23 protein-coding genes are annotated in these 18,264 nt (G+C 65.9%); 13 read left to right on the top strand and 10 right to left on the bottom strand.

What is annotated here, in order from left to right; all coding sequences use genetic code 11:
- Positions 1 to 103 precede the first annotated feature (103 nt).
- The gene (locus ASE86_RS08530) at positions 104 to 769 is read left to right on the top strand and encodes a spermidine synthase (RefSeq protein ID WP_056424625.1); all 666 of its coding nucleotides are present in this window, start codon (positions 104 to 106) and stop codon (positions 767 to 769) included.
- Positions 770 to 778: 9 nt separating this feature from the next.
- Here ASE86_RS08530 and ASE86_RS08525 read toward each other — a convergent pair whose 3' ends face one another.
- Positions 779 to 1,210 (bottom strand): DUF488 family protein, encoded by a 432-nt coding sequence (locus tag ASE86_RS08525; protein WP_056424621.1) that lies wholly within the window; start codon positions 1,208 to 1,210, stop codon positions 779 to 781.
- Positions 1,207 to 1,845: a lysoplasmalogenase family protein gene (locus tag ASE86_RS08520; protein ID WP_056424618.1), complete on the bottom strand. Its 639-nt coding sequence runs from the start codon at positions 1,843 to 1,845 to the stop codon at positions 1,207 to 1,209. The genes ASE86_RS08525 and ASE86_RS08520 overlap by 4 nt, the downstream gene beginning before the upstream one ends.
- A 47-nt stretch (positions 1,846 to 1,892) precedes the next feature.
- Between ASE86_RS08520 and ASE86_RS08515 the strand changes: the two genes are divergently transcribed.
- The 4 genes from ASE86_RS08515 to trmFO all read left to right on the top strand — a co-directional run bounded on the left by ASE86_RS08515 (position 1,893) and on the right by trmFO (position 5,401).
- Positions 1,893 to 2,441 carry a GbsR/MarR family transcriptional regulator gene (locus tag ASE86_RS08515; RefSeq protein ID WP_056424614.1) on the top strand — a complete coding sequence of 183 codons (549 nt, stop codon included), beginning with the start codon at positions 1,893 to 1,895 and terminating at the stop codon, positions 2,439 to 2,441.
- Between the two features lie 62 nt (positions 2,442 to 2,503).
- Positions 2,504 to 3,331 (top strand): fatty acid desaturase, encoded by an 828-nt coding sequence (locus tag ASE86_RS08510; RefSeq protein WP_056424612.1) that lies wholly within the window; start codon positions 2,504 to 2,506, stop codon positions 3,329 to 3,331.
- 17 nt (positions 3,332 to 3,348) lie between these two features.
- A complete protein-coding gene (locus tag ASE86_RS08505; RefSeq protein ID WP_056424608.1) occupies positions 3,349 to 3,972 on the top strand; it encodes a hypothetical protein in 624 nt (207 codons plus the stop codon).
- A 58-nt stretch (positions 3,973 to 4,030) separates the two neighbouring features.
- The gene (gene trmFO, locus ASE86_RS08500) at positions 4,031 to 5,401 is read left to right on the top strand and encodes a methylenetetrahydrofolate--tRNA-(uracil(54)-C(5))-methyltransferase (FADH(2)-oxidizing) TrmFO (protein ID WP_056424605.1); all 1,371 of its coding nucleotides are present in this window, start codon (positions 4,031 to 4,033) and stop codon (positions 5,399 to 5,401) included.
- Here the strand turns inward: trmFO and ASE86_RS08495 are convergent.
- Positions 5,337 to 5,810 (bottom strand): EF-hand domain-containing protein, encoded by a 474-nt coding sequence (locus tag ASE86_RS08495; protein WP_056424601.1) that lies wholly within the window; start codon positions 5,808 to 5,810, stop codon positions 5,337 to 5,339. The genes trmFO and ASE86_RS08495 overlap by 65 nt on opposite strands.
- Positions 5,811 to 5,854: 44 nt before the next feature.
- Positions 5,855 to 6,502 (bottom strand): squalene/phytoene synthase family protein, encoded by a 648-nt coding sequence (locus ASE86_RS08490; protein ID WP_056424598.1) that lies wholly within the window; start codon positions 6,500 to 6,502, stop codon positions 5,855 to 5,857.
- 73 nt (positions 6,503 to 6,575) lie between these two features.
- Here ASE86_RS08490 and ASE86_RS08485 point away from each other — a divergent pair, with 73 nt between their 5' ends.
- Genes ASE86_RS08485 through ASE86_RS08475 form a run of 3 tightly spaced genes read left to right on the top strand, consistent with a single transcriptional unit; the run spans position 6,576 to position 9,882 of the window.
- On the top strand, positions 6,576 to 8,618 hold the full coding sequence (locus ASE86_RS08485) for a TadE/TadG family type IV pilus assembly protein (protein ID WP_056424593.1): 2,043 nt from the start codon (positions 6,576 to 6,578) through the stop codon (positions 8,616 to 8,618).
- Positions 8,615 to 9,220: a TadE/TadG family type IV pilus assembly protein gene (locus ASE86_RS08480; protein WP_056424590.1), complete on the top strand. Its 606-nt coding sequence runs from the start codon at positions 8,615 to 8,617 to the stop codon at positions 9,218 to 9,220. The genes ASE86_RS08485 and ASE86_RS08480 overlap by 4 nt, the downstream gene beginning before the upstream one ends.
- A complete protein-coding gene (locus ASE86_RS08475) occupies positions 9,217 to 9,882 on the top strand; it encodes a TadE/TadG family type IV pilus assembly protein (RefSeq protein WP_156347076.1) in 666 nt (221 codons plus the stop codon). The genes ASE86_RS08480 and ASE86_RS08475 overlap by 4 nt, the downstream gene beginning before the upstream one ends.
- Positions 9,883 to 9,903: 21 nt before the next feature.
- Here the strand turns inward: ASE86_RS08475 and ASE86_RS08470 are convergent, their stop codons facing one another.
- From ASE86_RS08470 to eno, 4 genes are all read right to left on the bottom strand, one after another.
- On the bottom strand, positions 9,904 to 11,337 hold the full coding sequence (locus tag ASE86_RS08470) for a pyruvate dehydrogenase complex E1 component subunit beta (protein WP_056424583.1): 1,434 nt from the start codon (positions 11,335 to 11,337) through the stop codon (positions 9,904 to 9,906).
- On the bottom strand, positions 11,337 to 12,392 hold the full coding sequence (pdhA, locus tag ASE86_RS08465) for a pyruvate dehydrogenase (acetyl-transferring) E1 component subunit alpha (protein ID WP_056424581.1): 1,056 nt from the start codon (positions 12,390 to 12,392) through the stop codon (positions 11,337 to 11,339). The genes ASE86_RS08470 and pdhA overlap by 1 nt, the downstream gene beginning before the upstream one ends.
- 117 nt (positions 12,393 to 12,509) lie before the next feature.
- Positions 12,510 to 12,836, bottom strand: coding sequence for an FtsB family cell division protein (locus ASE86_RS08460; protein ID WP_056424578.1), 327 nt, complete (start codon positions 12,834 to 12,836; stop codon positions 12,510 to 12,512).
- A 177-nt stretch (positions 12,837 to 13,013) separates the two neighbouring features.
- Positions 13,014 to 14,294: a phosphopyruvate hydratase gene (gene eno, locus ASE86_RS08455; protein WP_056424575.1), complete on the bottom strand. Its 1,281-nt coding sequence runs from the start codon at positions 14,292 to 14,294 to the stop codon at positions 13,014 to 13,016.
- Between the two features lie 132 nt (positions 14,295 to 14,426).
- On the opposite strand from eno, the gene ASE86_RS08450 reads away from it, so the two are divergent.
- From ASE86_RS08450 to ASE86_RS08430, 5 genes are read left to right on the top strand one after another with little or no spacing between them, the layout of a single operon-like run.
- The gene (locus tag ASE86_RS08450; protein WP_156347075.1) at positions 14,427 to 14,924 is read left to right on the top strand and encodes a hypothetical protein; all 498 of its coding nucleotides are present in this window, start codon (positions 14,427 to 14,429) and stop codon (positions 14,922 to 14,924) included.
- 24 nt (positions 14,925 to 14,948) lie between these two features.
- Positions 14,949 to 15,299 carry a phage holin family protein gene (locus ASE86_RS08445; protein ID WP_056424569.1) on the top strand — a complete coding sequence of 117 codons (351 nt, stop codon included), beginning with the start codon at positions 14,949 to 14,951 and terminating at the stop codon, positions 15,297 to 15,299.
- Complete coding sequence (locus tag ASE86_RS08440) at positions 15,296 to 15,610, top strand: hypothetical protein (RefSeq protein WP_056424567.1); 315 nt, start codon at positions 15,296 to 15,298, stop codon at positions 15,608 to 15,610. Before ASE86_RS08445 ends, ASE86_RS08440 begins: the two co-directional genes overlap by 4 nt.
- A gap of 24 nt (positions 15,611 to 15,634) precedes the next feature.
- The gene (locus ASE86_RS08435) at positions 15,635 to 16,027 is read left to right on the top strand and encodes a hypothetical protein (protein WP_056424565.1); all 393 of its coding nucleotides are present in this window, start codon (positions 15,635 to 15,637) and stop codon (positions 16,025 to 16,027) included.
- A gap of 58 nt (positions 16,028 to 16,085) precedes the next feature.
- Complete coding sequence (locus ASE86_RS08430) at positions 16,086 to 16,307, top strand: DUF4170 domain-containing protein (RefSeq protein WP_056424562.1); 222 nt, start codon at positions 16,086 to 16,088, stop codon at positions 16,305 to 16,307.
- A 21-nt stretch (positions 16,308 to 16,328) separates the two neighbouring features.
- Here ASE86_RS08430 and hflX read toward each other — a convergent pair whose 3' ends face one another.
- Both hflX and hfq read right to left on the bottom strand, forming a co-directional pair.
- Positions 16,329 to 17,633, bottom strand: coding sequence for a GTPase HflX (hflX, locus tag ASE86_RS08425; protein WP_056424560.1), 1,305 nt, complete (start codon positions 17,631 to 17,633; stop codon positions 16,329 to 16,331).
- Positions 17,633 to 18,148, bottom strand: coding sequence for an RNA chaperone Hfq (gene hfq / locus ASE86_RS08420; protein WP_268795322.1), 516 nt, complete (start codon positions 18,146 to 18,148; stop codon positions 17,633 to 17,635). The genes hflX and hfq overlap by 1 nt, the downstream gene beginning before the upstream one ends.
- Positions 18,149 to 18,264: the final 116 nt, after the last annotated feature.

Here is an 18,264-nt window from a genome sequence, read left to right as displayed (position 1 = left end):
AAGGCGGGGATAAATAGTCGCTGGAGGCAGTGAGACTCACGTCGGTCAGCCAGAATTGATCCCCGCCTTCGCGGGGATGACGATCGATAGGTTAGGGTGCCGCATGACCCCCCGCGAACTCCTCGACACCGCGCCCGTCCCCGGCGGCGCGCCCTTGCGCCTCTTCCGCCACGGTCGCGACCACATCATCATGCTCGACCGCAATGAGCTGATGAACACGCGGATGAGCGGGTCGGAAGAAGCGCTGGCGACAATGACCATCGAACGATTGGGCCATCGCCCCGCCCCGCATCTACTGATCGGCGGCTACGGCATGGGCTTCACCCTGCGCGCGGCGTTGGCAAAGCTGGGCAAGGATGCGCGCGTCACCGTCGCCGAACTGGTGCCGCAGATCATCGACTGGGCAAAGGGGCCGATGGCGGCGTTGACCGCCGGCTGTCTCGACGACCCGCGGACGACGATCGCGATCACCGACGTCGCCGACGCGATCCGGCACGGGCCATATGATGCGATTCTGCTCGACGTCGACAATGGTCCGGACGGCGTGGTGCGCGACGCCAACGACCGGCTGTACACGATGGCCGGCCTCGACCGCGCGCGCCAGGCGCTGACGCCCGGCGGCATATTGGCGGTGTGGTCGGCGGGCGACGACGCCAGCTTCACCCGCCGCCTTAAGGACAGCGGCTTCCACGTCGATGAAGTCGCGGTGCGCGCGCGCAGCAACGGCAAGGGTCCGCGCCACGTCATCTGGTTCGCGACGCGGCGCTGAGGTTCCCCCTCAAGGCACCAGGTCGACGACCGTCGCCCCCTCGCCCTCGGCCGCCAGCAGCAGCGTCCGGTGGCAGACATGCGGGTCGCGTTCGAAGCACAGCAGCGCGCTCGGCATCTCGGCGGCGAGCGCCCGCATCCGCGCTGCCGCCGCCTGCGCCTCGGGCAATTCGAGTTGCCCGGCGTACGCCGCCTCCAGCGTCGCTCGGTCGCCTTTCTTCGCCGCATCGCGCCCGGGCTTGGGCGTTCCGAGCGCCTTCAGGTGGACATAGTCGATGCCATGATCGCGCAGGGCCGCGGCCAGCGACGATTTGGAGAAGCCCGGCCGGCGCGACAGCGGCAGCTGGCGCACGTCGATCACGCGGCGCACGCCTGCGCGCTCCAACGCGGCGATCACCTCGGCCTGTGTCACGCCTTCGTAGCCGATGGTATAGATCGTCATCGCACCTGCTCCGGGTCGGTTAGCGTCGATACGACGCCCCAGGCAATCAACGCCTGGCCGGCGAAATAGGTCGGCCAGATCAGCAGTCCGGGCAAAGCGCTGTCCGTAAGCCAATCCATCCGCGCAAACAGCAGAACGTCGGACAGCACGAACAGCCATGCGCCGACGATGAGCCACCGGCCAAATCGCCCCAGGCTTGCCGCGCCCGCCATGCCACCCAGCGCGGCAGCGTAGAGCCCGACGCCGCCGGAGCCCGTCAGCAAATACCCGATCGCGGACGTGCCGACGGCGCACCCCAGCACCACCGGCCAACCGCGCCGCCAGTTGCCCCGCGCATAGAGCGCGATCGCGAGCAGGTGTCCGATCAGGAACGCGACCGCACCGATCGTCAGGCCATGCGTCGCCAGCAGCACGTCGCCGGTCGCACCGGCCGCCAGCACGGTCGCGATCGCCCAGCCCTCCACGTCGTCGGCCTGGCGTGCCGCCCAGAGCGCCAGCAGCCCGACGCCGAACCCCTTCCACGCAACCATGTCCGGCCCCTGCAAGGCCAGCTTGTCGGCGATGAAATAGCTCGCGCCGACGAACAGCGCGAACAGGAACAAAATCTGCGGGCGCGCGCGAAGGTCGATTGACATCAACCCTTCTCGTCCGTAGTTTCTGTAATAACAGAAATGGAAGTCATATGCGACTCGTCGACCATCCCGATGCCAAGGCGTTTATCCTCCATTGGGGAGAGATGGGAACGCAATGGGGTGTGAACCGGTCGGTGTCGCAGGTCCATGCCCTTCTCTACCTGTCCGACACGCCGCTGACCGCCGACGCCATCGTCGATGCGCTGGCGCTGGCCCGGTCGAACGTGTCGACCGCACTGAAAGAACTCCAGGGGTACCGCATCGTCCGTCGCGTCCATGTCGAGGGCGACCGCCGCGACCATTTCGTCGCCGAGGCGGACTTGTGGGACATGCTGATGCGTATCGCCGAGGAACGCAAGCGCCGCGAGATCGACCCGACCATCGCGCTGCTGGCCGAACTGGCCGAGCGCCTGCGCAAGGATGACAGCGCCCCGCCACAGGTGCGCGAGCGCGTGGCGCGGATGCATGAATTCCTGACGACACTGGGCGGCTGGTACGATCAGGTGCGCGTCCTGCCCAAGCCGACGCTCGTCGCGCTGATGAAGCTGGGCGGCAAGGTCGCCCGCTTCCTTCCCGGCAAAGCCAAGAAAGCCGACTGACGTGTAGGAGACTTCCCATGACCGCCGACGACGCACGGGCCATAGTTTCTGTTATTCCCGAAATGACCGATATTACGGTTCGCACGGCAAGTCGTAGTCGTGCGTTGCGGATGGTGCGGTGGCGCGACCTGACGACCATGCGGATGCGTGACGGGCTGGTCGAATGCCTGCACCCGCTGCCGTGGGTCGCGGCATCGTGGACACTTGCAGCGGCAGGTTACTGGATACCGGCGACCGGCGCCGCCTTCATGATCTTCCTCACCGCGTTGCGACTGAATCACGAGGCCATCCACCACAATCTGGGCTTCACCCCGCGCGGGCATCGGCTGGTGCTTCACGCGCTGAGCGCGCTGATGCTGGGGTCGAACAGCGCGGTCGCGTTCAATCACCTCCATCATCACCGTCACGTCGGCCACGCCGACGACCTGGAGGGCAAGTGCGGCACGATGCCGGCGTGGCGCGTGCTGCTGTACGGCCCTGTCTTTCCCATCGAGATGCACCGCGCCGCGTGGGCGAGCGGCGGTCCCGTCCTGCGCCGGCGGATGTCGATCGATCTGACGCTGAACGTCCTTGCCATCTCCATCACCCTCGCGAGCGGGTCGGCCGTCCTGCTGTTCCACATCGCGATGATGCTGGTCGCGCAGTGCCTGACCGCGTTCTTCGCGGTGTGGATCACGCACCACGGCTGCGACCATGCCGGACCTGTCGCACGGACGCAGCGGTCCCGCCTGGTCAATCTGTTGACCTACAACATGTTCCTGCACCTGGAGCACCACCTGTTTCCCGCGGTGCCCGTGAAGCGGCTGGCACTGCTTGCCGAGCGGCTCGACACCGCTGCGCCTGCGCTGACCGCCGGTGCCCGCTCCGTCCTCCCCACCCCGTTTCGTTGATCGACAAGGAGCCCGCCATGATCCGCCCGACCGCCGCCGATGTCGCCGCCATGCCGCAGATCGCGGATGCAACGCTGGCACGGACATTCCACTGGTCGCTGCCTCCGGAGGAGGGGTTGTACCGCGACTGTCCGACCGCCTTCTGGCTGGCCCCCGAAGCCGATAGCCTGTTGCCGGCGCCGAACTTCACGCTCGAGCCGCAGGTCGCTCAGGCCGAGCCGACCGCGCCGGATGCAGCGACCGCGACCGCGACCGGCTTCCTTGCGGCAATCGGCTTCGCGATGATGGTCGCCGGTCCCAGCTTCCTGTCGACGCTCAGCCTGACGACGGATGGCGTCGGGACGCCACTGGCGCGTATCGCAAGCGGTGTCGGGCTGGCCCTGGTTTCCGCACCGCTATCGATCCCGTTCGGCGCGATCCCGGCGGCGGCGCCGGTCATCATTGGGGTCGGCCTGCTGACGTGGCTCGGCATGTCCCGCCCTATCGCCCGCCTGCGTCGTCTGTGGGCGGCGACCGGCGCCGGCATGGGGCTGATGATCGCCGCCGCGTTCGATGCGGGGATGACGACGGTCCCGATCGTGCTGACGTCGATTGCGTGTGCCTGTGTCGCGCACCGGGCAATCGACTGGACCGAAGCCTGAGGTCGCCTGACGCCCTGCCCCATTGCCCTGCCCGCTCGATCCCGGCATGGGGTGGCCCATGCACGATCATCAGGTTCACATCATCGGCGGCGGCCTCGCCGGGTGCGAGGCGGCGTGGCAGTTGGCGGAGGCCGGCGTCCGGGTGAAACTGTCGGAAATGCGCGGGTCGGGCGTCTCGACACCGGCACATCACACCGACGGTCTGGCCGAACTGGTCTGCTCGAACAGCTTCCGGTCCGACGACGCGGAATCGAACGCCGTCGGGCTGTTGCATCAGGAGATGCGGACGCTTGGCTCGCTCATCCTGGCGCAGGGCGACGCGACCCGCGTCCCCGCCGGGTCGGCGCTGGCGATGGACCGCGATGCCTTCTCTGCCGGCGTCACGGCCGCGTTGGAAGCCCATCCCAATGTCACGATCGTCCGCGAACGGATTGAGGCTCTGTCCGACGACGGCCCGACCATCGTCGCCACCGGCCCGCTGACCGATCCGCTGCTGGCCGACGCCATTGCCCAGGCGACCGGCAAGGACGCCCTTGCTTTCTTCGACGCCATTGCGCCGATCGTCCACCGCGACACGATCGACATGGACACCGCCTGGTTCCAGTCGCGCTGGAACAAGGGGGAGGGCAGCGACTACATCAACTGCCCGATGACGAAGGAGGAATATTACGCCTTCCACGCCGAACTGATCGCCGCCGAAAAGACCGAGTACAAGGGCTGGGAGGACGTCCCCTATTTCGAAGGCTGCATGCCGATCGAAGTTATGGCGGAGCGTGGGGTCGAGACGCTGCGCTTCGGTCCCATGAAGGGCGTCGGGCTCGACGATCCAAAGACCGGGCGCTGGCCCTATGCCGTCGTCCAGTTGCGCCAGGACAATGCGCTGGGCACGCTGTGGAACATCGTCGGCTTCCAGACCAAGCTGAAGCACGGCGAGCAGGTCCGCATCTTCCGCACCATCCCGGGCTTGCAGAATGCCGAATTCGCTCGGCTGGGGGGCTTGCACCGCAACACCTTCATCCGTTCGCCCGAACTGCTCGATCCCGAATTGCGGTTGAAGGCGCGGCCGAACATCCGCTTCGCCGGGCAGATCACGGGGTGCGAGGGCTATGTCGAAAGCGCCGCCGTCGGCCTGCTCGCCGGACGTTTCGCCGCCGCCGACATCCTCGGCACCACCATGGCGCCGCCGCCGGTCGAAACGGCACTCGGCGCGCTGTTGCACCACATCACCGGCGCCGCGGTCGCCGAGACGTATCAGCCGATGAACGTCAATTTCGGGTTGTTTCCCCCGATCGAGGGACGCACCAAAAAGGCGGATCGCAAGCGTATGTACACCGACCGCGCGCGTGCGGCGCTCGGCGGCTGGCTCAATCCGCCTCGTTCGCCGGCTGCTGCGGCGGACAGCGACGCCGCGCTGCCTGAGACCGCTTGACCGCGGTCGTCGCGAACTCCTTCGCATCCAGCACGCCCGAACGATCGCTGTCGGCAGTCGCGAACTTGCCCGTCGTCTTCACCGCCCATTCGTCGAACGATAGGCGTCCGTCGCCATCGGTGTCGAGCTTCGCATAGGCCTTGCGCCGGCTGGCGAGATATTCGTCGCGCGTGATCCGCGCATCGCGATCCTTGTCGAACCGGTTGAAACGGCGCTGCTCGCGGGTCTGGCGCGATGCCTCTGGCAGTGGCGTACCGTCATCCACCGCCACTTCGCCCCCGCCCCCGTCCTGCGCCGCCAGCGCGCGCGGGGGCGGCACCGGCTCGGTCGATGCGCTGGAGCGAAACAGGAAGACACCCGCCGCGACCAGCAACAACGCCGATGCCACGCCCGCCAGATATCGCAGCATGTCCGATCGCCCCTTCGCCGTTATGCTTGAGAGGCTAGCGCCAATCAGCGCCCGGTCAACCGATGCCAGAGGATGCGCAGTGTCCGCCGCGGCGGCGATGCGTCGGGCATGGCCGCGAGATGGGCCATGGCGCCGATCGCGCGCCCGGCGCGCGACCAGCGGGCCGTGCGTGCCTGACACAGTAGCGGCGCAGCACGGTCGCTGGCCAGCACCGCTGCGGCCGGATCGCGGACGTGAGCCGCCAGATCGGCCAGCGCCCAACCTCGTCCGGCCACATCCACCGGATCGCTCGCTGCGGCACCGGCAACCTGCGCCATCGCCCGGAACAGCCCACCCCCGCGGTGGTCGGCGAAGGCGTCCAGCCGGTCCGCGTCCAGCGGTTCGGGATCGAGCAGTTCCTCCCATCCCTCGACCAGTCGGGCCAGGTCTTGCCCGGACACCTTCGGCACGACATGACTGGCGATCGCCTGAAGGACCGGTTCGGCCGGTGCAGGCGCCGTGTCGAGCGCGGTGAGCGCGCCGTGCCACCAGGTCAGCCGCATCTGCCCGACCATCGGCTCGCGCGTCGTGCGCAGGATCGTCGAAAGCTGATCGTCGAGCGCCAGGATCGCGGCGAGCCCCGTGCGCGCGTGTCGCGGGGCGTAACCCAGCAGGATTTGGCGCTCTGCGCTGTTTAAATCGTCCTTAACCACGCCGCTTTATCGGACCTTATTCACCGTGGGGGCAAGACGTGCGGTCGATGGGGCAGGAAATGGTACAGTTCTGATGTTCGGACGCAGCCGACCGGCCGCCAATGCGGGCCATGGCTTTCTCATGCGGCTGTTGCGCGATACGCGTGGCAACGCGCTGGTCCTGATGACCGCGGCGCTCATCCCGCTTGCCGGAATGGTCGGTGGTGGCATCGACGTCAGCCGCATGTACATCCTGAAAACCCGCCTGCAGCACGCCTGCGATGCAGGCGCGCTGGCCGGACGCAAGGCGATGGGCGGCGGAACCTGGTCCTATAATAACAACTATGCCCAGGCGCAGGCGAACCAGTTCTTCGACGGCAACTTCAATTCGGGCATGTTCAGTTCGACCACGCCGGTCCGCCAGTTCACCGAGGCCGCCGGCAAGGTCACCGGCACCGCGTCGGCGACGATCCCGATGACGCTGATGCGCATCTTCGGCAAGACCGACGAAACGCTGGCGGTCACCTGCGATGCCGAGATGCGGCTGCCCAACACCGACGTCATGTTCGTGCTCGACACGACCGGATCGATGGCGGACATCCCCGCTGGCGATACCATGACCAAAATGGCCAGCCTCAAAGTCGCGGTGAAGTGCTTCTACGAGATCGTCGCACGGCTCGACACCGATGCGACCTGCACGACCGGCACGCCCAGCGGCGGCACCGGCAACCAGGTGCAGATCCGCTTCGGCTTCGTGCCCTATGCTACCAACGTCAACGTCGGGCGGCTGTTGAAGCCCGAATGGTTCGTCGATAGCTGGAATTATCAAACGCGAGAGGCACTATACACCAACCAGACGAATACATCATCGACGGGCCCATCGATCGGTCGCACGGATTTCGTCAATCAGAACCCGCTGGGCTACTACGACTATCAGGGCCTGGGATTTGGAACGGCGTCCGCCTGCTCGAATTATGCCGTCCCCCCCCAAACCGCCTTCGAAGGCATCTACGCCGAGGGCCCCCAGGTCGAGCGGACGACAACCGGCGGGAACCCGGAAACTATAACCTGGGCGACATACCAGTACGGCCGCGTCTATGCGTACAAGACGCGACGGACCAGCGGCGGCTATTGCTGGCTGCAGCGGCAGGAAATCCGCGGTGATCTCCGCCGTCAGTATTCGCAAACTGACACGACAACGACATCGACCGTCTTCAATGGCTGGCGGTATGCCGCGCTGCCGGTCAACGTCGGCCTGCTAAAGAACGGGACCACGTGGCAGGACAGTTTCCAATGGCCAATCGGTGCGAACGGGTCTGCCACTACGATCGCCTGGAAAGGCTGCATTGAAGAACGCGATACTGTCCGGCAGACAAGTTACGATCCGATTCCATCGGGCGCGAAGGACTTGGATATCGATCTCGTACCCGACAGCGCCGCGACTCGGTGGAAGCCGGCGCTGCCCGACCTGCTGTACGCCCGTGGTTCGTTCGTGGGCTGGGACGACTGGACCTTTCAATATGGCGCCGTCACCCGCTCGGCCAGCGACAATGACTATTCGCGGCCCTATTCCGCCTTTTGTCCGCAGGCAGCCAGAAAGCTGACATCCTATGAGGCAGGCAGCGATTTCGACAGCTACGTCAACTCGCTCTATCCTGAGGGGAACACCTATCACGATATCGGTCTGATCTGGGGCGCACGCCTGATGTCGCCGACCGGCATCTTCGCAAGTGAAAACGCCAAGACGGCGACAGGCGGCGACATCGAACGGCACATGATCTTCATGACCGATGGTGACGCCTGCGCACAGTCGTACGACTACACGGCCTACGGCTATAACTGGTGGGACCGGCGCCAGACGTCGGCCGACGCAGCGCCAACCGGCGGGTGCACGTCGAATAACTTCGCACTCGTTCAACAGGTAAACAAGCGGACCGAAGCGCTGTGCAGCGCCATCAAGAACAAGAACATCTCGCTGTGGGTGGTCGCGTTCGGTACACTGGCGCCTGAAACGATCACGCGCCTGACAGCTTGCGCATCTTCGGGAAAGTATTTCACCGCGAACAACGCGGCGGAACTGCAGCAGACGTTCAAGAGCATCGCCGATCAAATATCACAATTGAGGCTGACACGATGACGAGTCTGGCGCTGCTGCGTAGAGACAAGCGCGGTGCAACGATCGTCGAATTCGCGATCGTCGCGCCCGTTATGTGCATGTTGCTGATGGGAGCGTTCGACGTCAGCCACACGCTCTACACCCAGGCAGCGTTGCAGGGGATTGTCCAGAAGACTGCGCGCGACTCAACCTTGGAGGCGAGCAACGCCGCGGAAGCACAGACGCTGCTGGATGAGAAGGTCCGCGACCAGGTATCGGCGCTCTACAAGGCCGCGAACATCACGATCAGTCGCCGCTTCTACCGCAGCTTTACCGAAGCCGCCGCCGCGCGCGCGGAAACCTACACCGACACCAATGCCAACAACACCTGCGACGCCGGCGAACCGTATGAGGACACCAACGGCAATTCGGTGTGGGACCGCGACGGCGGCAATGCCGGCCAGGGCGGGGCGAAGGACGCGACACTCTACACCGTCACGTTGACCTATCCCCATGTCATGCCGGTCGCCGGTATGCTCGGCCTGGGCAACACGACCACGGTCAGTGCGAAGACGATCCTGCGCAACCAGCCTTACGGTGACCAGGACAGCTACGGCGCGATGGTCGTCAGGAACTGCACATGATGCGCTTTCCAGCCTGTGCCCGTCCCCAAACACTCCTGCGACGACTGCGTCACGACTCCCGCGGTCTGGCGCTGCTCGAATTCGCGTTCGTCCTGCCGATCTTCCTGGTGATGGCACTGACCGGCGCGGAACTGACCAACTTCGTCATCACGAAGATGCGGATAAGCCAGCTGGCCCTGCAGGTCGCCGACAATGCCGCACGCATCGGTACCGGTAGCCAGCTGCAGGCAAAGACAATTTCGGAATCGGATATCAACGATCTGCTGATCGGTGCCGGTCTTCAGGCGGGCGGGCTTCAGCTCTTCACCAACGGTCGGGTCATCATCACCAGCCTGGAGCCTGCGAGCAGTCCCAACACAAGCCCGGCGCAGTACAAGATGGGTTGGCGGCGGTGCAAGGGATCGAAGACCTACACGTCGCCCTACACCAGCGGAACCGGCAATTTCACCGGAGGTCTCGGACCGACCGGTCGGCAGGTGACGGCGCCGGACAATGGCGCGACCATGTTCGTGGAAGTCGCCTACACATATCAGCCGCTGCTGAAGACGACCCTGTTCGGCGACAACGAGATTCGCGAGGTCGCATCGATGATGGTTCGTGACCGCCGTGATACCACCACGGCGCCGAAGAACACCGAAGGTGCGCCGATCAGCAGTTGCTGACCAGCGCACCCTGACGTCCTATTAGCGATAGGTGACCTTCTTCACCGCCGCGACGACCTTGTCCGCGGTGACGAGCGCCAGCTTCTCCAGGTTCGCAGCGTAGGGCAGCGGGACGTCCTCGTTGGTGACGCGCAGCACCGGTGCGTCGAGGTCGTCGAAGCCTTCCTCCATCACGATCGCCGTGATCTCGCTGGCGATCGAGCATGTCGGCCAGCCTTCCTCGACCACCACCAGGCGGTTGGTCTTGGCGAGCGACTTGAGCACCGTCGTCTTGTCGAGCGGGCGCAGCGTACGCAGGTCGATGACCTCCGCATCGATGCCTTCCTCGGCGAGCTTGTCGGCGGCCTCGAGCGAGACGCCGACACCGATCGAATAACTGACCAACGTCACGTCCTTGCCCGGACGCATGACGCGCGCCTTGCCGATCGGCAGGACGAAATCGTCGAGCTTCGGCACGTCGAACGAGCGGCCGTACATCAACTCGTTTTCGAGGAAGACGACCGGATCTTCGATCCGGATCGCGGCCTTCAACAGGCCCTTGGCGTCCTGTGCGTCATAGGGCGCGATCACGATCAGGCCCGGGACGCTGGCGTACCACGGGCCGTAGTTCTGGCTGTGCTGCGCGCCTACACGGCTGGCCGCACCATTGGGACCGCGGAACACGATCGGGCAGCGCATCTGGCCACCCGACATGTAGTTGGTCTTCGCCGCCGAATTAATGATGTGGTCGATCGCCTGCATCGCGAAGTTGAACGTCATGAACTCGACGATCGGACGAAGGCCCGACATCGCGGCGCCCGTGCCGATACCGGCGAAGCCGTATTCGGTGATCGGCGTGTCGATGACGCGCTTCTCGCCGAACTCGTCGAGCAACCCTTGCGTCACCTTGTACGCACCCTGATACTGCGCGACTTCCTCGCCCATCACGAACACGCGCTCGTCGGCGCGCATTTCCTCGGCCATGGCGTCGCGCAGCGCTTCGCGGACGGTCGTTTTCACCATCTCGGTACCCTCGGGCACTTCGGGGTTCTCGACCTCGGCCTCGTGCGCGGCGGCCGCGAACAACTGGCGCGCGCCGGTCTCGACCTTTTCCTGCGCCGGGTGTGCGGAATCCTCGACCTTGTCGTCCTTCTTCGCGTCGGCCTTGGCCTCCGGTGCCGGCGTATCGTCCTTGGCGGCGGCAGGCGCGGCATCGGCAGCCGACGCGTCCTCACCCTCGGCCAGCAGCGTCGCGATGACGGTTCCGACCTTTACGTTATCCGTGCCCTCGGCGACCATCAGCTTGCCGATGGTGCCTTCGTCGACGGCCTCGAATTCCATCGTCGCCTTGTCGGTTTCGATCTCGGCCATGATGTCGCCGGACTTGACCGTGTCGCCTTCCTTGACCAGCCACTTGGCCAGCGTGCCCTCTTCCATCGTGGGCGACAGTGCCGGCATCTTGATCTCAATCGGCATCAGTACGACTCCACCAGCACTTCAGTGTACAGTTCGGCCGGATCCGGCTCGGGCGCGTTCTCGGCGAAATCGGCGGATTCATTGACGACCTTGCGGATCTCCTGCTCGATCCCCTTCAGGTCAGCCTCGGTCACGCCGTGACCTTCGAGCAGCTTCTTGACGTGGTCGATCGGGTCAGACTTGTCGCGGACGGCCTGGACCTCGTCGCGGCTGCGATACTTCGCCGGATCGGACATCGAGTGGCCACGATAGCGATAGGTCTTCATCTCGAGGATGATCGGCCCCTTGCCGCTGCGGACCCACTCCAGCGCCGTCTCCGCCGCGCCGCGGCTGGCGAGGACGTCCATGCCGTCGATCTGGATGCCCGGGATGCGGAACGATTCGCCACGGCGATACAACTGGTCCTCCGACGAGGCGCGGTTGACGCTGGTGCCCATGGCGTACTGGTTGTTCTCGATCACGAAGATGATCGGCAGCTTCCACAGCTCGGCCATGTTGAAGGCTTCGTAGACCTGGCCCTGGTTGGCCGCACCGTCGCCGAAATAGGCCAGCGTCACGCCGCCGTCGCCGCTGTACTTGTGCTTGAACGCCAGGCCCGCGCCCAGCGATACCTGCGCGCCGACGATGCCGTGCCCGCCGTAGAATTTATGCTCGGTCGAGAACATGTGCATCGACCCGCCCTTGCCCTTGGAGATGCCAGCGGCACGCCCCGTCAGCTCGGCCATGATAACCTTGGGATCGATGCCGTAGGCGAGCATGTGACCGTGGTCGCGGTATCCGGTGATGACCGAATCCTTGTCCCCGTCCAGCGCCGACTGCAGCCCGACCGCGACCGCTTCCTGGCCGATGTAGAGGTGGCAGAAGCCGCCGATCAGGCCCAGGCCGTACAGCTGGCCCGCCTTCTCCTCGAACCGGCGGATCAGCAGCATGTCCTTGTAGAACTGGAGCAGCTCGTCCTTGGTCGCCTCATAGGGCTTGGGGTCGGCAGGGCGCTCGCGATTGGAAATCGGCGGCGCGCCGGCGGTGTCGGTGGTGCGTGCGGGGGCTTTGGCCACGATGCTAAGAAACCTCGTTCCGAACGGAGTCAGGAAGAGGGCCTATGGCCGGAAAGTGCACCGCCTGCAACCGGTGCCAAACGGCTAAAATACCTTACGGAAACGTCAATCCGGCACTCAGTTGAGCGGGACGATGACCTCGTCCGGATGCACGACGTTCAGGTTCTTGCGCGTCATTTCATCGACCATGTCGGGATTGGCGCGCTTGGGGTCGAGCAGGGCGACGCGATTCTTGAGTTCGGTGCGCTGCTTGTCGAGCACCTCGTAATCCGCGCGGCGCTTCTCGAGCTGCCGGGAATAATCGCGGTACGACAGGATGCCGTTGGGGCCGAGCACCGCGTAATAGCCGAAAAAGCCCATCAGGATCAGCGCCGCGGCCGGCAGGCCGGCACGCCGGACGATCGCGAGAGCGGGTGTCTTGGTGCGGGTGCGGACAGCGGGCATGGCAGACTAATCGCGCATCGGCGGGCATGGGGTCAAGATATTCCGATCCTCCCCGCTCGCGGGGAGGGGACCGCCCGCGGAGCGGGTGGTGGAGGGGGCAGGCCGCAAGGTCATCGCGCGCGGAGAGCCCCCTCCACCAGCCTGCGACTGGTCCCCCTCCCCGTGCCGGGGAGGAATTTAGCGGCGGCTCAGGATATCCCGCCCCGCATAGCGGGCCGCGTCACCCAGTTCTTCCTCGATCCGGATCAGCTGGTTGTACTTCGCCAACCGGTCCGACCGCGCGAGGCTGCCGGTCTTGATCTGGCCGCAGTTCGTCGCGACCGCCAGGTCGGCGATCGTCGCGTCCTCGGTCTCGCCCGAGCGATGCGACATGACTGCGGTGTAGCGGCTGCGCTGCGCGAGGTTCACCGCCGCCAGCGTCTCGGTCAGCGTGCCGATCTGGTTGACCTTGACCAGCAGCGAATTGGCTAGACCACGCTCGATCCCGTCGGCTAGGCGCGCCGGGTTGGTCACGAACAGGTCGTCGCCGACCAGCTGGACCTTGTCGCCGATCAGGTCGGTCAGTGCCTTCCAGCCCTCGAAATCGTCTTCGCCCATGCCGTCCTCGATCGAGAAGATCGGGTAGCGACGCGTCAGGTCGGCCAGGAATTCGGCGTTCTCGTGTGGGCTCAGCGTCTTGCCCTCGCCCACCATCTTGTATGCGCCGTCACGGAAATATTCGGTCGCGGCGCAATCGAGCGCCAGCATGACGTCGTCGCCCGGCGTGTAGCCCGCCTTCTCGATCGCGGCCATGATGAAGTCGAGCGCGTCGGTGGTCGACGACAGGTTGGGCGCAAAGCCGCCCTCGTCGCCCACGCCGGTCGCCAGGCCCTTGTCGTGCAGGCCCTTCTTCAGCGTATGGAAGATTTCCGAGCCGCAGCGCACCGCCTCGACGATGTTCGCCGCGCCGACCGGCACGATCATGAATTCCTGGAAATCGATCGGGTTGTCGGCGTGCTCGCCGCCGTTGATGATGTTCATCATCGGCACCGGCAGCAGGTGAGCTGCGACGCCGCCGACGTAGCGGTAGAGCGGCAGCCCGCGCGCTTCCGCCGCCGCCTTTGCCGCGGCCAAGCTGACGCCCAGGATCGCGTTCGCGCCGAGACGCCCCTTGTTCTCGGTCCCGTCGAGTTCGATCATTCGCGTGTCGAGATCGGCCTGATCCTCGGCCTCCAGCCCCAGCACGCCCTCCGCGATCTCGCCGTTGACAGCCTCGACCGCCTTGTCGACGCCCTTGCCCAGCCACCGGCTCTTGTCGCCGTCGCGCAGCTCGACCGCCTCGTGCGCGCCGGTCGATGCGCCCGAGGGTACCGCCGCGCGGCCGAAGCTGCCGTCTTCCAGCAGAACGTCGACTTCGACCGTGGGATTGCCGCGGCTGTCGAGGATCATGCGGCCGTGGATGTCGATGATTGCGGTCACGTAACGACCTTCCTACATGTGGGGTGGGAATTGCCGGGCGCCTCTACCGGTTCGCCGTCGTTACGGCAACGCCGATGGAACCGCCCCGCCCGCGCCTTGTTGTGGAGGCGAACCGAAAGAAGGCGTCTGATCATGGCCAAAGACACTGGAACCCCCGGCACCCTGGACGTGGAATTCACGCCCGAGCCCGGTCTGGAAGAACGCTTCAGCAACCGCGATGACGAGCATGGTACCGCCACGAAGGAGAAGCTGCGCGGCGCGAAGGACCTGGTGAAGGGCGAAGCGGGCAAGCTGACCGGCCAGGCCGGCGAAAAGCTGCGCGCCCTAGCCGACGACGGCAAGGCGCGTGCGACCAGCGCACTCGACGAGCTTGCCAAGACGATCGAGGATGCTGCGGCGACCATAGACGAAAAGGTCGGCCCGCAGTTCGGTGGCTACGCCCGCTCCGCCTCGGGAGCCGTCACCAACTTCGCCGAAAATCTGCGCGGCAAGGATATCGATGATCTGGTGGACGACGCGCGGGATTTCGTGCGCAAGTCGCCCGGCGTCGCGATCGGCGCGGCAGCGGCGGTAGGCTTCGTCCTCGCACGACTCGTCCAGTCGGGCATCGATGCGAACCGCAACGCCTGACCGGCGCTGCCAGGGGGGATGGTAATGGCGAAATCGCCGAACGAGCCGGATGTGGGCACGGGCGTAGGTGATGCGATCCTCCAGGTCGCCGAGGACGCGCGGGCCTACGCACTCGCGCAGGTCGATGTGGCAAAGGCGATTGCGACCGCTCGGCTGCGCGCGGCAAAGGTCGGGATCATTCTGGGCTTTGCTGCTGTATTTCTTGCAGGATCGGCACTAACGGCGCTGCTGGTCGGGTTGATCCTCGCGCTGGCGGCGGTCACCGGGCCGCTTCTGGCGACAGCGATCGTCGCGGTCGCGGTGCTTGGGCTTGCCGGTCTGCTGGGCGCCACGGCGGCATCGCGCCTGTCGCGGGCGCTGGGGGGCGATGCATGAGCGAGGATGCCGTTGTCGTCGCCGCACGCGCCAAGGCCTTGGCAGCGCGGGCGCGACTCGATTCGTCGCTCGCCGTCGCCAGACAGCGGCTCAACCCCAAGTCGCTCGCTGCCGATGCGGTCGGCAGCGCTGCGGACAAGGCCAGCCTGGCCGCCCAGACCGGTATTCAGGCCGTTCGCGATCGCCCCGCTATCGCAGCCGCGGTCGCCGGCGCCGTCGGGCTGGCCCTCGCGCACAAGCCGTTGCTCGGATGGGCGGCATCGCTGCTGGGACGGGACGATGCAACCGCGTCGTCCGATACGAGTTCGTAAACACTCGATTTCAAGGACATCATCATGGCCGAAACCACCAAGTCCGCAAAGTCCAAGCCTGCCAAGCGCGCCAAGCTGGCCGATGCCCGCGAAGCCGCGTTCGATCGCGCGAAGGCAGCCGTTCGGGGCCTCGAATCCAATCCCGTCGGCGTTCTGGTCGGCGGCCTGACGGTCGGCCTGATCGCGGGTGCGCTGATCCCGCGTGGCGATCGCGAGAAGAAGCTGCTTGGCACTGTCGGCCAGCGGCTGGCCGAGGGTGCGACCGCTGCGGTCATCGCCGCCCGCGCGACCGGCAAGGAACAGCTGAGCAGCGCGGTCCTTGGCCGGGATGCGGCCAAGGAAAGTGCGCGCAAGGTGTTCGACAGCGCGGTGACCGCTGCCCGCGGCATCAAGAAGAAGGCGGCCGACGCGGCCTGATCGCCTTGACCCCCGGGGATGGACGGCTATCTGGGCCGCGACATCCCCGGGAGTTTTCATGAGCAAGATGCATCTGGTGTTCGGTGGCCGCGTCAGCGACCCGCGCACCCTCGATTTCGCCGATCTGTCTCAGATCGACATCGTCGGTATCTTTCCCGACTATGCGAGCGCCGAGAAGGCGTGGCGCGGCGCGGCGCAGAAGACCGTCGACGACGCCGAAATGAAATATGTGCTGGTGCACCTGCACCGCCTGCTTGAACCGGACATGCCGGCCGCATGATCGTCCCGGGCGGACGGCGGTCTACGCGCCGTCCGCCTCCGCCCGTGCCATGAACCGGTCGTGATCCTTCGGCGACAGACGCACGTCGTAGGACGCGCGGGCGCCGTCGATCGATTGGCTGACGACGTCGCCGTGCTGATGCAGCCAGGCCGCACCGGCCCCGTCGCCGGCATCCAGCGTGATCGTATAGCGGCGATGCCCCGCGGTCAGCAGGGCCGATACCGTGGCGAGCAGGTCGTCGACCCCCTCGCCGGTCAGGGCGGAGATCGGTACGACGTCGTCGCGCCGCGATGCCTCGACCAGCAGGTCGTCCCGCGCGTCGCCGTCCAGCAGGTCGAGCTTGTTCCACGCCTCGATCCGCGGAATCGCTTCCTCGACGCCGATCTCGGCCAGCACCGCCTCGACATCCGCCTTCTGCGCGGCACTGTCGGGGTGCGCCACGTCGCGGACGTGCACCAGCAGATCGGCCGACACGACCTCTTCCAGCGTCGCCTTGAACGCCGCGACCAGTTGCGTCGGCAGTTCGGACACGAAGCCCACCGTATCGGACAGGATCGCCTTGTCGACACCGGGCAGCGAAATCTGGCGAAGCGTCGGATCGAGCGTCGCGAAGAGCAGATTCTCCGCCATGACCGCGCTGCCGCTCAGGCGGTTGAACAGCGTCGATTTGCCGGCGTTCGTGTAGCCGACCAGCGCGATCACCGGCCACGGCGCACGCTGGCGCCGTTCGCGGTGAAGGCCCCGCGTGCGGCTGACCTGATCCAGCTCCCGCCGCAACCGCGCCATGCGGTCGCGGATCAGGCGGCGATCGGCCTCGATCTGCGTCTCACCAGGGCCGCCCAGGAAGCCGAAGCCGCCGCGCTGCCGCTCGAGATGGGTCCAGCTGCGCACCAGCCGCCCCGCCTGATAATCGAGGTGCGCCAGCTCCACCTGCAACCGCCCCTCGGCAGTCCGTGCGCGTTCGCCGAAGATCTCGAGGATCAACCCGGTGCGGTCGATGACCTTGCAGCCAAGCGAAGTTTCGAGATTGCGCTGCTGCACCGGGGTCAGGCCGGCATCGAACACGGCGAGCGACAGGTCGTCGGCCTTAACCATCTCCGCCAGCTGCTCGACCTGGCCACTGCCGATCAGCGTCGCCGGCTTGGGCGCGCGGACGCGGTAGGCGATCTTGTGCGCGACCTCGACGCCGATCGCCAGGGCCAGACCGGCGGTTTCCTCCAGCCTCGCCTCCGCATCTCGCGCCGCGTTGCCCTGGTCGGGCAGAACGACGACGGCGCGGGCGCCACGGGCGAAATCTTCCTGGTCGCGATCGAATCCCGTGGACATCAGGCGTCTTCAGACGCCTGTTCGTCGGCCAGGTTCAACGGATTGGCCGGCTGGACCGTCGATACCGCGTGCTTGTAGACCAGCTGGGCCATGCCCTCGCGCTGGAGCAACATGCAGAACAGGTCGAAGGCGGCGATTCCGCCCTGGAGCATCACGCCGTTGACCAGGAACATGGTAACGGTCTCTTCCTGCTTGCGCACCGCGTTGAGAAAGATTTCCTGCAAGCCCGGGTTCTTCGACGTGCCCTCACCGATCGTCTCGACGATGCCGGCAACGTCGAGCGGACCCGACGGCATGATCGTCGAAATGGCGTGCTTGTAGATCAGCTGCGACTGGCCATCGCGGCGCAGCAGGACCGAAAAATTGTCGAACCACGTGACGATGCCCTGAAGCTTCACGCCCTTGACCAGGAACATCGTCACGGGGGTCTTCGACTTGCGAAGCGCGTTGAGGAACAGGTCTTGGAGCGAAGTCTGCTTGTCGGCCATCGTCTTGGTCCTTGGTCTTGGCGGGATTTACCCGCGGGGCGCCGCTCAACCGGCGTCGTTTCCGTGATACCCCCTCGGCACCCGGCAAGGACAATCTAGGAAGCGCAGGGTTCCGCGTCCAGTTGCGACCTCGCGTCCCTACC

Source organism: Sphingomonas sp. Leaf33 (genome assembly GCF_001421785.1).
Taxonomy (GTDB): Bacteria; Pseudomonadota; Alphaproteobacteria; order Sphingomonadales; family Sphingomonadaceae; genus Sphingomonas.
Note: the sequence above shows the minus strand (reverse complement) of the source record. Positions and strands in the feature narration are given on the sequence as shown.

What these genes read in the sequence shown, in the direction of transcription:
- trmFO (WP_056424605.1), top strand. Translation starts at nt 4,031, where the DNA reads ATGCACGATCATCAGGTTCACATCATCGGCGGCGGCCTCGCCGGGTGC.
- ASE86_RS08530 (WP_056424625.1), top strand. Translation starts at nt 104, where the DNA reads ATGACCCCCCGCGAACTCCTCGACACCGCGCCCGTCCCCGGCGGCGCG.
- ASE86_RS08435 (WP_056424565.1), top strand. Translation starts at nt 15,635, where the DNA reads ATGGCCGAAACCACCAAGTCCGCAAAGTCCAAGCCTGCCAAGCGCGCC.
- ASE86_RS08475 (WP_156347076.1), top strand. Translation starts at nt 9,217, where the DNA reads ATGATGCGCTTTCCAGCCTGTGCCCGTCCCCAAACACTCCTGCGACGA.
- ASE86_RS08440 (WP_056424567.1), top strand. Translation starts at nt 15,296, where the DNA reads ATGAGCGAGGATGCCGTTGTCGTCGCCGCACGCGCCAAGGCCTTGGCA.
- ASE86_RS08485 (WP_056424593.1), top strand. Translation starts at nt 6,576, where the DNA reads ATGTTCGGACGCAGCCGACCGGCCGCCAATGCGGGCCATGGCTTTCTC.
- ASE86_RS08495 (WP_056424601.1), bottom strand. Translation starts at nt 5,810, where the DNA reads ATGCTGCGATATCTGGCGGGCGTGGCATCGGCGTTGTTGCTGGTCGCG.
- ASE86_RS08520 (WP_056424618.1), bottom strand. Translation starts at nt 1,845, where the DNA reads ATGTCAATCGACCTTCGCGCGCGCCCGCAGATTTTGTTCCTGTTCGCG.
- ASE86_RS08460 (WP_056424578.1), bottom strand. Translation starts at nt 12,836, where the DNA reads ATGCCCGCTGTCCGCACCCGCACCAAGACACCCGCTCTCGCGATCGTC.
- ASE86_RS08505 (WP_056424608.1), top strand. Translation starts at nt 3,349, where the DNA reads ATGATCCGCCCGACCGCCGCCGATGTCGCCGCCATGCCGCAGATCGCG.
- hflX (WP_056424560.1), bottom strand. Translation starts at nt 17,633, where the DNA reads ATGTCCACGGGATTCGATCGCGACCAGGAAGATTTCGCCCGTGGCGCC.
- ASE86_RS08430 (WP_056424562.1), top strand. Translation starts at nt 16,086, where the DNA reads ATGAGCAAGATGCATCTGGTGTTCGGTGGCCGCGTCAGCGACCCGCGC.
- ASE86_RS08470 (WP_056424583.1), bottom strand. Translation starts at nt 11,337, where the DNA reads ATGCCGATTGAGATCAAGATGCCGGCACTGTCGCCCACGATGGAAGAG.
- ASE86_RS08480 (WP_056424590.1), top strand. Translation starts at nt 8,615, where the DNA reads ATGACGAGTCTGGCGCTGCTGCGTAGAGACAAGCGCGGTGCAACGATC.
- ASE86_RS08515 (WP_056424614.1), top strand. Translation starts at nt 1,893, where the DNA reads ATGCGACTCGTCGACCATCCCGATGCCAAGGCGTTTATCCTCCATTGG.
- ASE86_RS08450 (WP_156347075.1), top strand. Translation starts at nt 14,427, where the DNA reads ATGGCCAAAGACACTGGAACCCCCGGCACCCTGGACGTGGAATTCACG.
- ASE86_RS08510 (WP_056424612.1), top strand. Translation starts at nt 2,504, where the DNA reads ATGACCGATATTACGGTTCGCACGGCAAGTCGTAGTCGTGCGTTGCGG.
- ASE86_RS08525 (WP_056424621.1), bottom strand. Translation starts at nt 1,210, where the DNA reads ATGACGATCTATACCATCGGCTACGAAGGCGTGACACAGGCCGAGGTG.
- ASE86_RS08445 (WP_056424569.1), top strand. Translation starts at nt 14,949, where the DNA reads ATGGCGAAATCGCCGAACGAGCCGGATGTGGGCACGGGCGTAGGTGAT.